Here is a 15,081-nt window from a genome sequence, read left to right as displayed (position 1 = left end):
TGAGTACAGAAAGGACGCTGCGGTGTTTGGTGCCATAGGCAACTTCGTGTACCGGATGCGCTTTGCGGTCATCGCGGTGATGGTCGCGTTGATGGCCGGTCTCGGTCTCTACGGCCTCGACCTGAACAAGCATCTGAGTCAGTCCGGTTGGTTTGATCCCGGCTCCGAGTCCGTCGCGGGCTCGCAGCTGCGTGACGAGATCCTCGGCCGTGACCACAAGTCGGACGTGATCCTTCTGGTCACGCCGCCTGCCGGGACCCAGGTCGACGATCCCGCCTTCGGGGCGAAGGTCGAGCAGATCGTCGAAGATCTGGTGGCGCAGTACCCGGACATCATCGATCGCAACGATCCCGGCATCATCGATCCGTTCACCGCGACGACGAACGAGTTCCAGAAGGGAGCTCAGCAGCAGATCCGGGACCGCCTGTTCGATGACTCCCAGAAACACGCCTTCATCAGCATCGGTATCCGCGGTGACGATGACACCACGATCCTGAACAACTACAAGACCGTCGCACCGTTCTTCGACGATCTTGCGGAGAAGTACGACCTGCCGGGCACCACCTTCGAGCTGGCCGGGCTGCAACCAGTCTCAGGCGCGATGTCGGCAGGCATGGACGAGGACATCAAACGGGCGGAGATCATCGCGCTGCCGCTGGTTGCGGTCATGTTGTTCTTCATCTTCGGCGGGGTGATCGCCGCCTGTCTGCCGGTGGTGGTCGGTGGTCTGACGATCGCCGGCTCACTCGGCATCATGAAAATCTTGGCCCAGGTCACCGAACTGAACGTCTTCGCCCAATCGGTGGTGACGCTGATCGGGCTCGGCATCGCCATCGACTACGGATTGTTCATAGTCAGCCGGTTCCGAGAGGAACTCGCGGAGGGCTATGACACCCCGAGCGCGATCCGAAGAACCGTGATGACCGCAGGACAGACGGTGGTCTTCTCGGCGACGATCATCGTGGCCGCGCTGGCCTGTCTGCTGATATTCCCGCAGGGCTTCCTGAAGTCGGTGGCCTACGGTGCCATCGCGTCGGTCACCCTCGCCGCGGTCTGTTCCCTCACGGTCCTGCCTGCGATCCTGTCGATCCTCGGTCCACGGATCGACATGTGGGGCTTCTCCTTCCTGCGCCGGACCAAGACCAAAAAAGAGGTCGAGGACGGTTTCTGGGGCAAGCTCGCCAGCTGGGTCATGCGGCATCCGCTCAAGACCGCGATCCCGGTGGTCTTACTGCTCCTGGCCCTGATCATTCCGTTTGCGGGCATCCAGTTCGGCGGCATCACAGAGAAATATCTGCCGCCGAACAACGACAACCGCATCGCGCAGCAGCACTTCGACGAGTTCTTCCCCACCGAGCGCACCGAAGAGATCAAGCTCGTCATCCTCTACGACCCCGAGAGCAACGACGACGCGGCCAAACTGCAGGCGATCGCCGACCAGGCCAACGAGATCCCTGGATTCACCAAGGAGTTCACCCTCGACGGGGCACTTGCCGAGGGCAACCTCGTCGAGATGTCGGCCGGACTTATCGACATGAACACCGCCGGTGAGGCCGTCGACGAACTCCGGGCGATCGATACCCAGGGTCTGCAGATGTATGTCGCCGGAACCCCGGCGCTGACCCAGGATTCGATCAACGCATTGCTCTCCGATCTGCCGTTGATGGTGGTGATGCTGATCCTTGTGACGAGCCTGCTGATGTTCCTGGCGTTCGGCTCGGTGGTCTTGCCGATCAAGGCAGCACTGGTCTCGGCGCTGGGGCTCGGTGCCACGCTGGGCATCCTGACGTGGATCTTCATCGATGGTCATGGCTCATCGCTCGCGAACTTCACTCCTGGGCCGCTGATGTCGGCCGTCCTGGTGTTGATCATCGCGATCATCTACGGCCTGTCCACCGACTACGAGGTGTTCCTGCTCTCCCGGATGGTCGAGGAGAGACAGAAGGGCGCCAGCACCACCGAGGCGATCAGACGGGGTACCGCCCACACCGGGCGCATCATCACCGCTGCCGCCGCGATCCTGGTGGTGGTCACCGGAGCGTTCGGTTTGTCGGAGATCGTGATGATGAAGTACATCGCGTTCGGCATGATCGCCGCGTTGATCTTGGACGCCACCATCATCCGCATGCTGCTAGTCCCGGCGATCATGAAGCTGCTTGGCGACGACTGCTGGTGGGCTCCGCAGTGGATGAAGAAGGTGCAGGAGAAAATCGGGCTCGGAGAGACGATCCTCGACGACGACATCGGTGCCGGACGTTCGGCTCAGGTCGCACGCGGCGCCCGCAGTGCGGGAACCGTTGTCGCCGAAGCACCGACCTCGGCCTTCGGCTCGAAGTCGACCACCGGCCGTAAACCGGTTGCGGTTGGTGCCTCGGCCGGCCTCACCAAGGCGTCCGGGCCCATCAATCGGCCACCGCAGGGCCCGCGTCCACCGGTCGCACCGACCGGCGCGGGACGTGGTGGCAGCCAATCCGATCCGGATCGGCCGTCGGGTCCCCGGCAGCCGCCTGGTTCCACCGCCGCGACACCCATTCGAAGCGGGCCGAATCCGGCTTCGATACCCACCGGCCGGATGCCCGCACCGCGGAACGACTCCGGTCCGGCACACCGCCCCGAGCGGCCGTCCGATCCTCCGGTCAGCGGGCCGATCCGACGTTCACCGAGTCGTCCGGCACCCGATTCCGATCCGATGGTGCCCCGGACACCGAGTCGGGAGAATGCCCGCCGGAACAGTCCCGATACCGGTGGTTGGAGTCTCGGCGCAGGCGGAATCCGCCTGGGCGGCACCGATACCCCCGGCGCCGGCGGTTCCGGAACCGGTCCGGCGGTACCGGTGAACGGTGCCCCGGCCACCGGATCCGAACCGACCCGTCAGCCGGGTCGTCCACCCCGTCCTACGCCGCTCCAGTCCGGTGGCACGACCGGGCCGAACAGTCGGCCCGCCGAACCCCGGAACCCGAGTCCGGGGCCGGGGCCGGGTCCACGCACGGTTCCGGCCGGACGGCAGGATCCCTCAGGTCGTGGTCCCACCACGACAAGCCCATACGACGGGGAGCAGAGCAGCCCGTTGCGGCGTCGGCCCGAACTGGGACCGCAAGGCGGAGCACCACTGATCGCATCGCTCAATCCGGAGCAGTCGGTACCGCCGAGGAACCCGGAGCAGCCCGCTCGGCCAAGGACCCCGGAGCAGTCGGCTCCGCCGAGGCGGAACGGGCAGCCGCCGCAGCCGAGCGCACCGACTCCGGCACCGCAACAGCCGCAGGCGCAGCCGGAAGATGCTGAGTCGCAGGACTCATCGAGTGGACGGCGACGCGCTCGCGGTCGGGGCGATGGGCAGATCAGCGTCCGTGATCTACTCCGTCGCGGCAACGACTCCGACAACTGATCGAAACCTCCGACAGGCCGGCCGTCCACCGAACGGTCGGCCTGTTCTGGTTTCGCGATGTTTCTCCGGTTCCCGCGGCAACATTCCCTACTGCGTCACTCGTTTCGGCAGCAGCAGCCCGATCAATCCGGCAGTGCCCGCAACAGCGGCGAGGACACCGAAGTTCAAGGACCAGTTGGTCGACGACTCCGACAGCAACAACCCCATCAGGGTCGCACCGGTGGCCGCGGTCAGCTGGACCGTGATGAACAGCGACGTGGTGGCCTGCGGCACTGCGCCTTCCGGGACCACCCGGTAGACGTTGGAAAAGGTCGGCGAGGCAACCGATCCGAAGGTGACGCCGATCAGCACGTACAGAACCAGCAACACCGGCAGCGCGATCACATCGATGGTCAACGCCACCAACAACATCAGTGCCGCCGTGAGCACACCACCTGCGAACACCAGCGGACGCGGGCCGATCCTATCGCTCATTGCGCCGGAGACGCTCATGCCGAACAACAGTCCGACGCCAAGGGACGCGACGATGATTCCAGCCATCGCACCGTCGCGCCCGAACTCGTTGCGGGCCAACTCGGGCAACATCACCAGCTGCGAATACATGATGAAGCCCACCATGGCCATCACACCGAGACTCGCCGCGTAGCCGCGCGATCGGGTGAGCATCCGGAGGTCGATCACCGGCTTGGGTGCACGAAGCGCGTGCCACACGTAGCCGGCCAGCAAGGCAGCCCCCACAAGCGCGGGAACCGTTATCCGCCAAGGCGATCCACTCCCCGATTGCTCTACCGCGAGGAGCAGGGCGGCAAAGCCCGGCGACAACAGCAAGAGGCCACGGATATCGGGTCGGCCGGCGGTGCCCACCTCATCATGAGCCCGTTTCGGAAGCAGCGTCACCGCACCCACCACGATCACGGCACCGATCGGTACGTTGATCCAGAAGATCCAGTACCAGGTGTCCGGGCCACCCAGGAAACCACCGAGCAGCGGTCCGGCGATGGGCGCAAAGTTGATCACCAGCGAGAGCAATCCCATCACCTTGCCCATGCGTTCCTTGCCGGCAACCGCCGCGGCCAGGCTCAGCGACGTGGGTTCGAGGAGCCCACCGCCGAAGCCCTGGATAACCCGGAAGGCGATCAGGCTCTCGATCGACCAGGCCGCTGTGGTCAATACCGAACCGGCAACAAACAGCACCAGCGCACCGACGATCAGCTTCCGCCCGCCGATTCTTTCCAGCAACCAGCCGGAGATGGGCAGCACCAGCGCGGCCGCCAGCAGGTAGCCCGAGACGACCCACACCACCGACGTCATCGGTGCATCAAACGACTCGCCGAACTGGTCGAGAAGGGTGGTGACGGCCGCGCCGTCGAGTACTGCCATGAAGGCGGCGAGCGCCAACAGCACGATGATCAGCATCGGAGCCTTTTCCGTCGTTCCGGCCCCAGGCTTTTCCATGTCGATGGTCATGGCGACAAAACTAAACTAAACCGTTTAGTGTAGTCAAGAGATTGGTGCAGGTAGAATCAGAAACCATGACATCCACGCAGGTCACCGGCGAGCAGTCCGCGACCCGCCGGCTGCGCCCGGACAAACGTGAGGCCATCCTGCGAGCGGCGGGTGAGATCTTCGACAACGAGGGGTACGAGCGCACCAGCATCGACGCGATTGCGGCCAAATCGGGGGTATCGAAGCCGACGATCTACAACCACTTCGGAAGCAAGGAACAGCTGTTTCGCGATCACGTCGCGTTCGCCGCCCAGACCCTGAACGTTCGGACCACAGAAGCCGTCCTCGAGATCGATCCCGACTGCAGGCAGTGGCGGCAGGTCCTGACAAAGGCCGCGCTCCAATTGGCCGAATGCCAGCGCAGCCACTGTTCCATCTCACTCAACCGACAGCTGCACGCGGCGGTCGGCCGAGACCCGTCGGTTTATCAATACGTTCTCGACAATGCCGCCGCGCCGGTGCTCGCCTTGCTGGCGGACAAGCTCGCCCGACTCGGCGAGGCCGGCCACTTATCCGTTCCCGACCCCGCTCTGGCCGCCCGGCAATTCCTTGCCCTGATCAGCGCCGAACTACCCGAGATGAGTCGACTGGGAACGTTGGCGATCAGCGACGACGACTTCACCCGCGCAGTGACTTCCGGCCTCGATACATTCCTGCGGGCCTACGCCCGCTGACCGGTATCCCCCACCGGCGGAGAGAGATCCCGCGAGCCGAGCAGTTTGTCGGAGAGCTTGGTGATCGGCCCGGCGGCGATCAGACCCAGGACCGGCCACAGCCCGAGGCGCGGGATCGCGATCGCGACTCCCATCGCCACGAGAATAACGATGAGGGGCAGCACTTTCGACACGATCTGACTCGCGGTCAGACCCGGGTCTGTCAGTAATCCGGCATGCGCCAGGATCATCTCTTCGACGCGCGTCATGATCATCGTGAACGCAACCGTGCCGAGATAGTAGGCAATCGCCCCCCGATCACCCGAGGATGCGGACACATAGAGGACGGTGGCCAGCGGTATGTTCACCACACCCGCCAGCCACATCAGGTTCACGCGCAGGAGCAACGGCGTGTATCCGGTCGCGCGCTCGAATAAGCGGTGGTGATCCCGCCAAAATGCGCCGATCACCATGAAGCTCACGGCGGCGGCGATGAGCCGGGAATGGTTGTCGGCGAGAAAGTCTGCGACCGATGCCCCGTCGAGGTCACGCACCTCGTCGACGAGAGGCAGCACCACGAGAGTGATCGCGATCGCCAGGACGGCATCGGTGAAGAACACGAGGCGGTCAAGCCCTTTGTCGGTCCCTCTTGGTTCGGCGGTCACCTTCTCGAAGCTAGTCGTTTCCCCGGGCGTTCGCAGGCAAGCCTTCTGACCACAAAACCCACCCGTTCCCGCCAAATCCACATGATGCAACGTGTGGTTTTGACTGGAACGGGTGGATTTACGGATTCCACAAGATCAGTGCTGCGCACCTACGGGATTGCGGGGCTGATCGCCGGCAGAGGTCGCACCCTGACCGAGCGCCCGGGCGTAGCCGGAACCCAGCGCCAGCAGGATCAGACCGACCACGATGAAGACAGTGACGCGGAAGATCCCGTCGAGAGTGGCCAGATCGAACAGGAACAACTTGGCCACTGCCGCCGCTGTCAGCAACAGTCCGGCCGTCACTGCGACATTTCGTCCGATGCCACCGAACATCCTGCGTCCCTTGGCGATCGAGATGGATATGACCAGCAGTCCGGCAGCGACGATCATCCAGCAGATGGTTGCGGCGACGTGACCACCGAGGAATCCTCCGGAGGGTCCACCGAGAGCGACGCCGGCGCTCACCGTCAATGCGGTCACCGCGTACAGCGAGGCCAGCGCGACGAGGATCCCGAAGGTCTGAACATTCTCCGCCGAATGGCGTTCGGCGGCCTGGTACCACGACCACATCAGGGTCCACATGGCAGCAATCACCAGAATGCTGGCCACGATCACCGACACGGATTGGGGCACAGCCAATTCAGAAGGTTCGAACAATTGCTCCGGCGGCGAGATGGCCAGGTAGTTGAAACCTCCGAGAACCCCGATCGTCGTGGCGATCACCCGGCCGACCCGATCGTGTCGAGCGGCTAGTGCAATCACAATCGACATCGCGAGGAGCACCGGCGCGATCACCGGACCCTCGAAGGCCACCACCACTCCGATGACCGCGACCAATGCAGCACTCGTCACGTAAATGTACCGGCCGATGCTCTGCTGCTCACGATCCGCCAACGCCACCGCGAGCAACAGTGCGGCCACGCCCCAGATCAGGCCCGCGGCAACCGGGCGGTCGAACACCATGGGCGACAACAGGACCGGAAGAACCGTGGCACAGCCGAGCAGCGACGTCAGCGACGGAAGTTTGGTGCCACGCACCAGGACCACCGAGGTGATGATCCCGAATGCGGCGTTGACGGCCATTGCGACGGCCCCGAGCACGAGGTGCTTGTCGTCCCCGACAACGCTTGCCACGATCCAGGCGAGCAACACGAACGTGCTTGCGGCGGCACGCACCCCATGAAACCAGATCCAGTCCTTTCCGAGCTGGATCGGGAACGATCCGATCGTCATGGCCAGCATGAATCCGACCAGCAACAGCGACGGTCCCGCGGTGAGGACGGGAGCGAGGACGAAGACCGGCACGAGTACCAGCAACCCCAGATGCTCGGAATCCCAGCGACGGGCCAACAACAGTCCGGTGAACGTGACCAGGCCGGCAAGCACGAGGCCACCGTAGTCGGGCAGCCAATCGTAGATCCGGGTGACCGCGACAACGTCGAAGTAGGCCGCCGCAATACCGGTGGCTGACAGGGCGATTGCGCCGACCCGGCCACCGGGACGCTCGGCCATCCGAATCGCGATCACAATGAGCGCGATCGCCAGCGCACCGCCGGCGGCGACTCTGATCTCCGGCCGCAGGATGCCCGCCTGCGCAGCCAGTACCAGCATCATCACCACGCCGATCAGTGTCACCGTCACACCTGCGACAGCGAGGATCTTTCCGATCAGACCGCCCCCGGATTCGGCGGTCATCCGCTGCCACAGCGTCGGTTTCGACGGCGGAGGAGGTCCGGGTCGGCGAGGGGCAGCGGCACCGTATGCCGATGAATAGGAACCGGCCGGTGCATGTTGCGGCTTCGGTGCCTGCTGAGGTTTCGGTGGCTGAGGTGCGCCATATCCATGCGCCGCGGGCCCCATCGGATGCGGCTGCCAGGCCTGCGGCGCAGGCATCGGCGGAAACTGTGCCGTAAACGGCGGGACCGGTTGTGGCTGTGGCTGCGGCCGCGGCTGCGGTTGTGGCTGGGGCTGGGGCTGTGGCTGCGGCTGGGGCTGCTCTTTGAGCTGCGTGAGCACAGTGTGCAGTTCGTTCAGATCGCCCGACACACGAGCAAACTGATTCGACAATGAGTGGAACTCAGTGGACAGCCGGCTGATGACAGCTTCGTTCGGTTGGGTCATGTATCGATCGTCGCGGGGCGGGCGTCCTCGCGGATGAGTAGCACTACTCACTTCACCTAGGGATTTACCGCGAGGGGATTTACCGCGAGAGGACTTACCCCGGTTCGGTGTCGAGGCCGTGTTCGATGGCGTAGCGGGTCAACTCGACCCGGTTGCCCAGCTGCAGCTTGCGCAATGTCGCCTGGACATGGTTCTCCACGGTACGGTGACTCAGCGTGAGTTTCGAAGCTATCTGCTTGGCACTCAACCCTTTTGCCACATACCGCAACACCTCGGTCTCGCGGTCGGTGAGCGCAGGCGCATCGATGGCCCGATCGGGGTCGCGGGCAATGCGCCGATATTCGCCGAGCACCAGGCCGGCCAGACCCGGGGTGAACACCGCCTGTCCGGCTGCCGTCGACCGCACCGCTGCCAACAGTTCTTCCTTCGACGCACTCTTGACCAGGTAGCCGCTGGCGCCCGCCTTGACCGCCTCGAGCACGTCGTCGCGTTCGTCCGACGCCGAGAGCACCAACACCCGAGTGTGGGGCGAGGTCTCGAGGATCTCAGCGGTGGCCTGTGCCCCGTTACCGTCGGGCAGTTGCATGTCCATCAGCACCACATCCGGTCGAACCGCGCGCCCGCGTGCGACCGCAGCGGCCACGCTGTCGGCAACCGCCACGACGTCGAACCCGGCGTCGGCCAGGTCGCGCGCAACACCGTCGCGCCACATCGGATGGTCGTCGACCACCATCACCCGCAGCACTCCCGGATCTCCCACATCGGCCATCAGAACCGCCCCTCACTCTTGTTGTCCGCGCGCTTGTCGAAACCCGGCTTCCCAGAACCCGTTTCCTTTGACACCGTGAGTTCCCATTCGGTTCCCTCACCGGGACCGGTGTCGAGTTTTGCCGTACCGCCAAGTGCCTCGATCCGTTCCACGATCGACCGCGACACACCCATCCGGCCCTGCACGGCGGCCTCACCGAGCCGCCCCTCCTCGATGCCGACTCCGTCGTCGCGGACGCTCACCACGACCTCGTCACCGAGATCTTCGACGAGGACGTACGTACGCGCCCCCGGCCCGGCGTGCAACCGCGCGTTGTCGAGCGCGTTGACGACCGCGGCCTCGATTTCCATGGCCCGAAAGTGGTCGAGCAGCACCGCCTCCCCCGGTTCGCTGACCGTCACCAGATCATCGGCGTGGGGTCGCAGCAGCATGCGCAGATCCACCTCGGCCGTCTTCTGGCCCGTCAGGGGCGGTTCGATATCCGCGATCAGTCGGCGCAACGAGCGCTCCTGTTCGCCTGCCATCTGAGCGAGCTGAGCTGTCTCTCCGCCGATCTCGGCTCCCCGCCTGCTAATCAGGGCCAGGACCTGCAGCACCCCGTCGTGCACCTGTCTGCTGAGCCGATCCCGTTCCGACGCCGCCGCAGCCAGGCGCAAGGCGCGGCCGATCCGCTCATGATTGCGACGGGCCGAATTGGCGGCAAGCCCGACCCCGACACCCACCGCCAACAGCACCACCACGGTCGCATCGCGACCGACGTTCAGGTCGTAGCCACCCTTGGCCACCGCACTGGCCACCCGGACCGCCAGCCCGAAGACCGCACCCACCACCGGGCCGCCCAGGATCGCCGCGGAGACAACCGCATTCGTCCCCCACAACGTCGTCGGAAAGGACTGGTTGTCCGCGGCCCACTGCGCCGAGGCCAGCCATCGGGTCGCGACGATCAGACCGCAGGCCACCACCAGGTCACAGGCGACCCAGAACCAGCGGCGCCCGGGACCCTTCAGATAGAGGATGGTACTGGCACCCGTCCACAGCGTCAGCAGTGCGAAACAGAACCAGCTCCAGCCCACCCGTTCGTAGTCCTCGTGGACAGCGAGCTGAAAGCCCAAGGCGTAGAGGTAACTCAGGAGACGAAAGACCTGCGCACCACGCCACAGCGGCGCCACTGGATCGTCATCGGTGTCCGCTGATCGCAGTGGTGTACTCGAGGATCGGATCACGGGCACCCTCAGCTGGGATCGCCTGTGTTGTCCTGCTTGTCATCCGGTATCGAATCACCGTCGATGGCATCGAGTTCGTCCCACTTCGGCTTGTCCGGAGCGGCCTCGTACATCCGATTGTGTTCGCCACGGGCTACCGTGGCGAACTCTGCAAGATCGGGATCGGATTCGACCAGATGCGATTTCGCCACCAACGTGCGAACCGCGGTGTTCACGAATGCGATGACCGGAACGGCCAGCAGACCACCGACGATGCCCGCCGTGATCAGGCCCGCGGCGATACCGAGCACCACTGCCACCGGATGTAACCGCACCGACCGTCCGAGCAAGAACGGCTGCAGCACATGACCTTCCAGTTGCATCACGCCGACCACCACGGCGAGTGCGATCAAGGCGGCAACCCAACCCTGCGTGACCAGGGTGACCAGCACCGCGAGGCCGCCGGTCACCAGCGCACCCACGATCGGGATGAATGCGCCGATGAACACGAGCGAAGCCAGCGGCAATGCCAGTGGAACCTGCAGGATTGCGAGTCCGGCTCCGATCGCGATCGCGTCCGTTGCCGCGACAACCACGGTTGCCCGCACATATCCAACCAGCGATCCGAAGCCGTTTCGTCCTGCCTCCCAGACCTTTTCGCGAGACTTCACCGGGACCGCCAGGGTCAAAAAGCGCCAGATCTGACCACCGCCGTACAGGAAGAAGATCATCAGGAAGAGCATCAGGAACGCGCCGGTGACTATCTCACCGACCGTGGTGGCGGTCGACAAAGCGCCCGAGGTCACCTTGTCCTGGTTGTCTTTCAGAACCTTGATCGCATCATCGCCGAGATGCGCGATCTGATCATCGGCGAGATTGAGTGGTCCGTCGACCAGCCAACCGCGGCTCTCGTTGATGGTTTTGGTGATCTGCTCGGTCAGTTCCGGAAGCCCGTCGATGAACTGCTGGACAACAAAGGCCATGACCCCGACGAGCAATCCGATGGCGACGAGCAACGTCCCCAGCACCGCGAGCGGGCGAGGAATGCCGCGGCGGTTCAGCCAATCGACCACCGGGACAAGGAACGCAGTACCCAGCACCGCAAGCCCGATCGGTACGAACACCTCTTTGTATTCCGAGACGACCAGCGACACCACGAACAGCCCGGCCGCGATTGCCAACAGTCGCCAGGACCATTCGGCCGCAGCGCGGACAACGGGGTGCACATTGAGGCGGTCGGCCGGGTGGCTGTCGACTACGTCACTACTACTCAAGTTTTTCGCCTCGCTCACCAGCGCAACATTAGACTGAACGTGCCCGCTGCGCGCTGGACAACCGCGCTAGACGACACCGTCTGTCGGAGGTCAGTTGAGAACTTCATGCCTCCTGGTCACCAAGTCGGACACTCTGGACCGATAGGCTGCAGACCATGACGGCGACGAACAGGACCCGCCGCCGCTTTTGGTGGGTGCGATGGCTGACACTCGCACTCGTTTTGGTGATCCTGGGCGTCGAGGCCTATCTGATCTGGCCCAAGCTCAAACAGACCTGGTTCCACCTCGACGAGATCGAGTGGGAGTGGGTTGCGCTGTGCATTCTGGCCGCGATGCTGTCGATGGACAGTTTCGCCCAGGTCCAGCGTGCGTTGTTGCGGTCGGCAGGCCTCAAGGTCAAACAGTGGCAGTCGCTGTCGGTGGTGTTGGCCGCGAACTCACTGAGCCAAACCATGCCCGGTGGCCAGGTCCTCTCCCCGGCCTTCACCTACCGCGAGACCCGCAGATGGGGCGCCACCCCGGTGATCGCCTCCTGGCAGGTGGTGATGTCCGGATTGCTGATGGGCGTCGGACTCGCCGTCCTCGGTCTCGGTGGCGCCCTGCTGGCTGGTGCCCAGACCAGCCCGTTTTCGATCATCTTCTCGATCAGCGGCTTCCTGGCCTTTGCAATCGTCGCCCAGTACATCGCCCGGCACCCTCATTCGATCGAGGGCCTCGGCATCACGCTGCTGCGCTGGATCAACAACATGCGCGACAAGGCGTCCGACCACGGCGTCGAACGCTGGCAGGAGATCCTGCGGCAGCTCAAAGCCGTCCAGCTCAAACCCAAGGAAACGTCGATCGCCTTCGGTTGGTCGCTGTTCAACTGGGTCGCCGACGTCGCCTGTCTGGCCTTTGCCTGTTACGCCGTCGGCGGTCAGCCGAGCATCTCGGGACTGATGGTGGCGTATGCGGCCTCCAAGGCCGTGGGTACCGCCATCCCGCTGCTCCCCGGTGGCCTCGGTGTGGTGGACGGGGTTCTGGTGCCCGCGCTGACCTCGGCGGGCATGGGTGCCGGCGAAGCGGTGACCGCCGTGCTGGTCTACCGGATGATCAGTTATCTCCTGGTGTCACTGGTCGGCTGGGTGGTGATCTTCGTGAAGTTCCGCACCACGTACCGCTCCCTGGAGAGTCCCGACGAGGTCGAAAAAGTGATCGAGGCCGAGATAGACGCCGAACTCGGCCGCAACAAGTCGGCGTCGGCAGAAGGCGAGAGCTCCGAAAACGGCGATACGCCGCCCGACGCGGTTCGCTGAACGCGCCGCGCGCCCGCTAACGTGGCGGGTATGCGCCGATTGTTCACCGCCTTTGCAGATCTCTTGGCGGTGGTTGTCTTCGCCTTCATCGGCCGGATGAATCATGACGAAGGACTCTCCGTCCAGGGCGTCTTCAGCACCGCATGGCCGTTTGCACTCGGTGCGGCAATCGGCTGGTCGCTGGCCTATCTCTACGCACACATGCGGTCCGACCACGGCCACACCTACGGTTTCCGGCCCGAACGTCTGGTCCCGGACGGGGTCTTGGTCTGGATCGGGGCGGTGGCCATCGGAATGCTGTTGCGTCAGCAGTTCCATCAGGGTGTGGCCTTCAGCTTCATCATCGTCGCCACGATTGTGCTGGGCATATTCCTGCTCGGATGGCGTGGTGTCCGGATCAGGTTGAGCCGACGGTCCGTCACCGCTTGAATCGGCGGCCTCACACCGAGTCCGGGCCTCGTTCGCGCGGGATCAACGTTCGTAGCCGTTCGAGCTTGTGTGGATTGCGGACGAACAGCAACCTGCTGATTCCCTCGGGTCCCACCTCGAACGCCAGCAGCGTGTCCGGTGCACCGTCACGCACCGTCAGGACTGCCGGGCTTCCGTTCACCTCCACCAGCACCGGGCGTGAACCGGTTGCGAACTTCGCGATCGCCCCCAGCACAAACCTGGCGACCTTGGCCCGGCCGACCACCGGCATCCTGGCCGCACTGACAACGCCGCCGCCGTCGCTGACCGAGACGACGTCTCGGGTCAACACCGATTCGAGTGCGGTGAGGTCTCCGGAGGTCGCGGCGGCAACGAATGCCGTCATGATGCGATTTCGTTCGCCCGGATCGATCTCGGTTGCGCGCTCCCGCGCGATATGACCGCGGGCCCGATGCGCGAGCTGACGGGCGCCCGCCTCGCTGACCGCGAGCACCTCCCCGATCTGCCGGTATGGGTAGTCGAAAGCTTCTCGGAGCACGTAGGCCGCCCGCTCGGCGGGCTCGAGCCGTTCGAGCAACATCACCACCGCCAGTTCGAGTGCCTCTGCCCGATCAGCGCCTAGAGACGGGTCGTCGGCGGTCGAGACCGGTTCGGGAAGCCACGAGCCAACGTACGTTTCGCGGGTCGCTCGCGCGGATGTCAGTGCATTGAGCGACAGTCGGGTGACCGTCGTGGTGAGGAACGCCTCCGGACTGCGCACCGAGTCCCGGTCGGCGCCCTGCCATCGCAACCAAGCGTCCTGCAGCACGTCATCGGCTTCGGTGACCGACCCCATCATCCGGTAGGCGACCCCGAACAGTCGTGGCCGGAGCTTCTCGAATGCGATCAATGCCGTGTCGTGCGTCACTTCGAACCTATTCTCGTCACAAACGCGAACCCCCATCGGTCTCAACTATTACCAAGCAACGCAGCCGGCGAGAGGATCGAACGATGACAACCTATTTGATCACCGGGGCCACCGGGACGATCGGAACCCCCACCACCGCAAAGTTACGGGCCGACGGCCACGATGTGCGGGCGCTGAGCCGCCGGAGCGGGCCGGGGCTGGCCACCGGAGACCTCCTCAACGGCACCGGCATCTCTACCGCGATGTCGGGTGTCGACACCGTCATCCACCTGGCGACAACCAACGGCGCCAAAGACATTCAGATCGCCGAGAACCTCTTGACCGCCGCGGAGAACGCTCAGGTCCGGCACGTGGTGCTGCTGTCGATCGTCGGTATCGACAAGATCCCCATGGGTTTCTATCGACAGCGCCTCGCGATCGAAACGCTGGCGCTGGATTCCGGCGTGCCGTTGACGTTGCAGCGGTCCACCCAGTTCCATCCGTTCGTCGAGCGCCTGTTCAACGCCCAGCGCTTCATGCCGGTTCTGATCACCCCGTCGATCCGGTTTCAGCCGATCGCCCCGCAAGACGTCGCGACGCGGCTGGTCGACCTCGCCGCCGAAGCGCCGTCAGGACGGGTCGATGACATCGGCGGACCGGAGAAACGGACTGCCGCCGATCTACACGCCGCATGGAAGGACGCCCGCGGTTCCCGCAGGCCTGCCGTACCACTGCGCCTGCCCGGCAAACTCTTCAAAGCGTTTGCCGACGGCGAAAACCTGGTTCCCCGAACGCCTTTCGGTCAGATGACATTTGAGCAATACCTCAGCGAGAAATATCGCTGAGGAACTCCT

Annotated in this window: 12 protein-coding genes; 5 read left to right on the top strand and 7 right to left on the bottom strand. The window is 64.4% G+C overall.

The genetic code is table 11. The annotated features are described in order from the left end of the window. The first annotated feature begins 22 nt into the window (after positions 1-22). Positions 23-3,385: an MMPL family transporter gene (locus AC1TPF_RS05410; protein WP_482142986.1), complete on the top strand. Its 3,363-nt coding sequence runs from the start codon at positions 23-25 to the stop codon at positions 3,383-3,385. A gap of 87 nt (positions 3,386-3,472) precedes the next feature. Here AC1TPF_RS05410 and AC1TPF_RS05405 read toward each other — a convergent pair whose 3' ends face one another. Continuing rightward, positions 3,473-4,852, bottom strand: coding sequence for a DHA2 family efflux MFS transporter permease subunit (locus AC1TPF_RS05405; protein ID WP_482136144.1), 1,380 nt, complete (start codon positions 4,850-4,852; stop codon positions 3,473-3,475). Positions 4,853-4,917: 65 nt separating this feature from the next. Here AC1TPF_RS05405 and AC1TPF_RS05400 point away from each other — a divergent pair, with 65 nt between their 5' ends. After that, on the top strand, positions 4,918-5,565 hold the full coding sequence (locus AC1TPF_RS05400) for a TetR/AcrR family transcriptional regulator (protein WP_482136145.1): 648 nt from the start codon (positions 4,918-4,920) through the stop codon (positions 5,563-5,565). Here the strand turns inward: AC1TPF_RS05400 and AC1TPF_RS05395 are convergent. The 5 genes from AC1TPF_RS05395 to AC1TPF_RS05375 form a co-directional block, all read right to left on the bottom strand. After that, positions 5,553-6,209 carry a TMEM175 family protein gene (locus tag AC1TPF_RS05395; protein ID WP_482136146.1) on the bottom strand — a complete coding sequence of 219 codons (657 nt, stop codon included), beginning with the start codon at positions 6,207-6,209 and terminating at the stop codon, positions 5,553-5,555. The genes AC1TPF_RS05400 and AC1TPF_RS05395 overlap by 13 nt on opposite strands. Positions 6,210-6,344: 135 nt before the next feature. Then, entirely contained in the window at positions 6,345-8,144 is a 1,800-nt protein-coding gene (locus AC1TPF_RS05390) for a DUF2339 domain-containing protein (protein WP_482142985.1), read from the bottom strand. A 322-nt stretch (positions 8,145-8,466) separates the two neighbouring features. After that, on the bottom strand, positions 8,467-9,141 hold the full coding sequence (locus AC1TPF_RS05385; RefSeq protein WP_482136148.1) for a response regulator: 675 nt from the start codon (positions 9,139-9,141) through the stop codon (positions 8,467-8,469). Continuing rightward, positions 9,141-10,364 (bottom strand): MacS family sensor histidine kinase, encoded by a 1,224-nt coding sequence (gene macS / locus AC1TPF_RS05380; protein ID WP_482142983.1) that lies wholly within the window; start codon positions 10,362-10,364, stop codon positions 9,141-9,143. The genes AC1TPF_RS05385 and macS overlap by 1 nt, the downstream gene beginning before the upstream one ends. An 8-nt stretch (positions 10,365-10,372) precedes the next feature. Next, positions 10,373-11,635: an AI-2E family transporter gene (locus AC1TPF_RS05375; RefSeq protein ID WP_482136150.1), complete on the bottom strand. Its 1,263-nt coding sequence runs from the start codon at positions 11,633-11,635 to the stop codon at positions 10,373-10,375. Positions 11,636-11,772: 137 nt separating this feature from the next. Here AC1TPF_RS05375 and AC1TPF_RS05370 point away from each other — a divergent pair, with 137 nt between their 5' ends. Both AC1TPF_RS05370 and AC1TPF_RS05365 read left to right on the top strand, forming a co-directional pair. Continuing rightward, positions 11,773-12,912: a lysylphosphatidylglycerol synthase transmembrane domain-containing protein gene (locus AC1TPF_RS05370; protein ID WP_482136151.1), complete on the top strand. Its 1,140-nt coding sequence runs from the start codon at positions 11,773-11,775 to the stop codon at positions 12,910-12,912. Between the two features lie 30 nt (positions 12,913-12,942). Further along, positions 12,943-13,341 carry a DUF3054 domain-containing protein gene (locus tag AC1TPF_RS05365; RefSeq protein ID WP_482136152.1) on the top strand — a complete coding sequence of 133 codons (399 nt, stop codon included), beginning with the start codon at positions 12,943-12,945 and terminating at the stop codon, positions 13,339-13,341. Positions 13,342-13,351: 10 nt separating this feature from the next. Here AC1TPF_RS05365 and AC1TPF_RS05360 read toward each other — a convergent pair whose 3' ends face one another. After that, positions 13,352-14,248 (bottom strand): RNA polymerase sigma-70 factor, encoded by an 897-nt coding sequence (locus AC1TPF_RS05360; RefSeq protein WP_482142982.1) that lies wholly within the window; start codon positions 14,246-14,248, stop codon positions 13,352-13,354. Positions 14,249-14,331: 83 nt separating this feature from the next. Here AC1TPF_RS05360 and AC1TPF_RS05355 point away from each other — a divergent pair, with 83 nt between their 5' ends. Continuing rightward, a complete protein-coding gene (locus tag AC1TPF_RS05355; protein ID WP_482142980.1) occupies positions 14,332-15,072 on the top strand; it encodes an SDR family oxidoreductase in 741 nt (246 codons plus the stop codon). The last annotated feature ends 9 nt before the right edge of the window (positions 15,073-15,081 follow it).

It is taken from the genome of Williamsia sp. Y853, from assembly GCF_056786495.1.
Note: the sequence above shows the minus strand (reverse complement) of the source record. Positions and strands in the feature narration are given on the sequence as shown.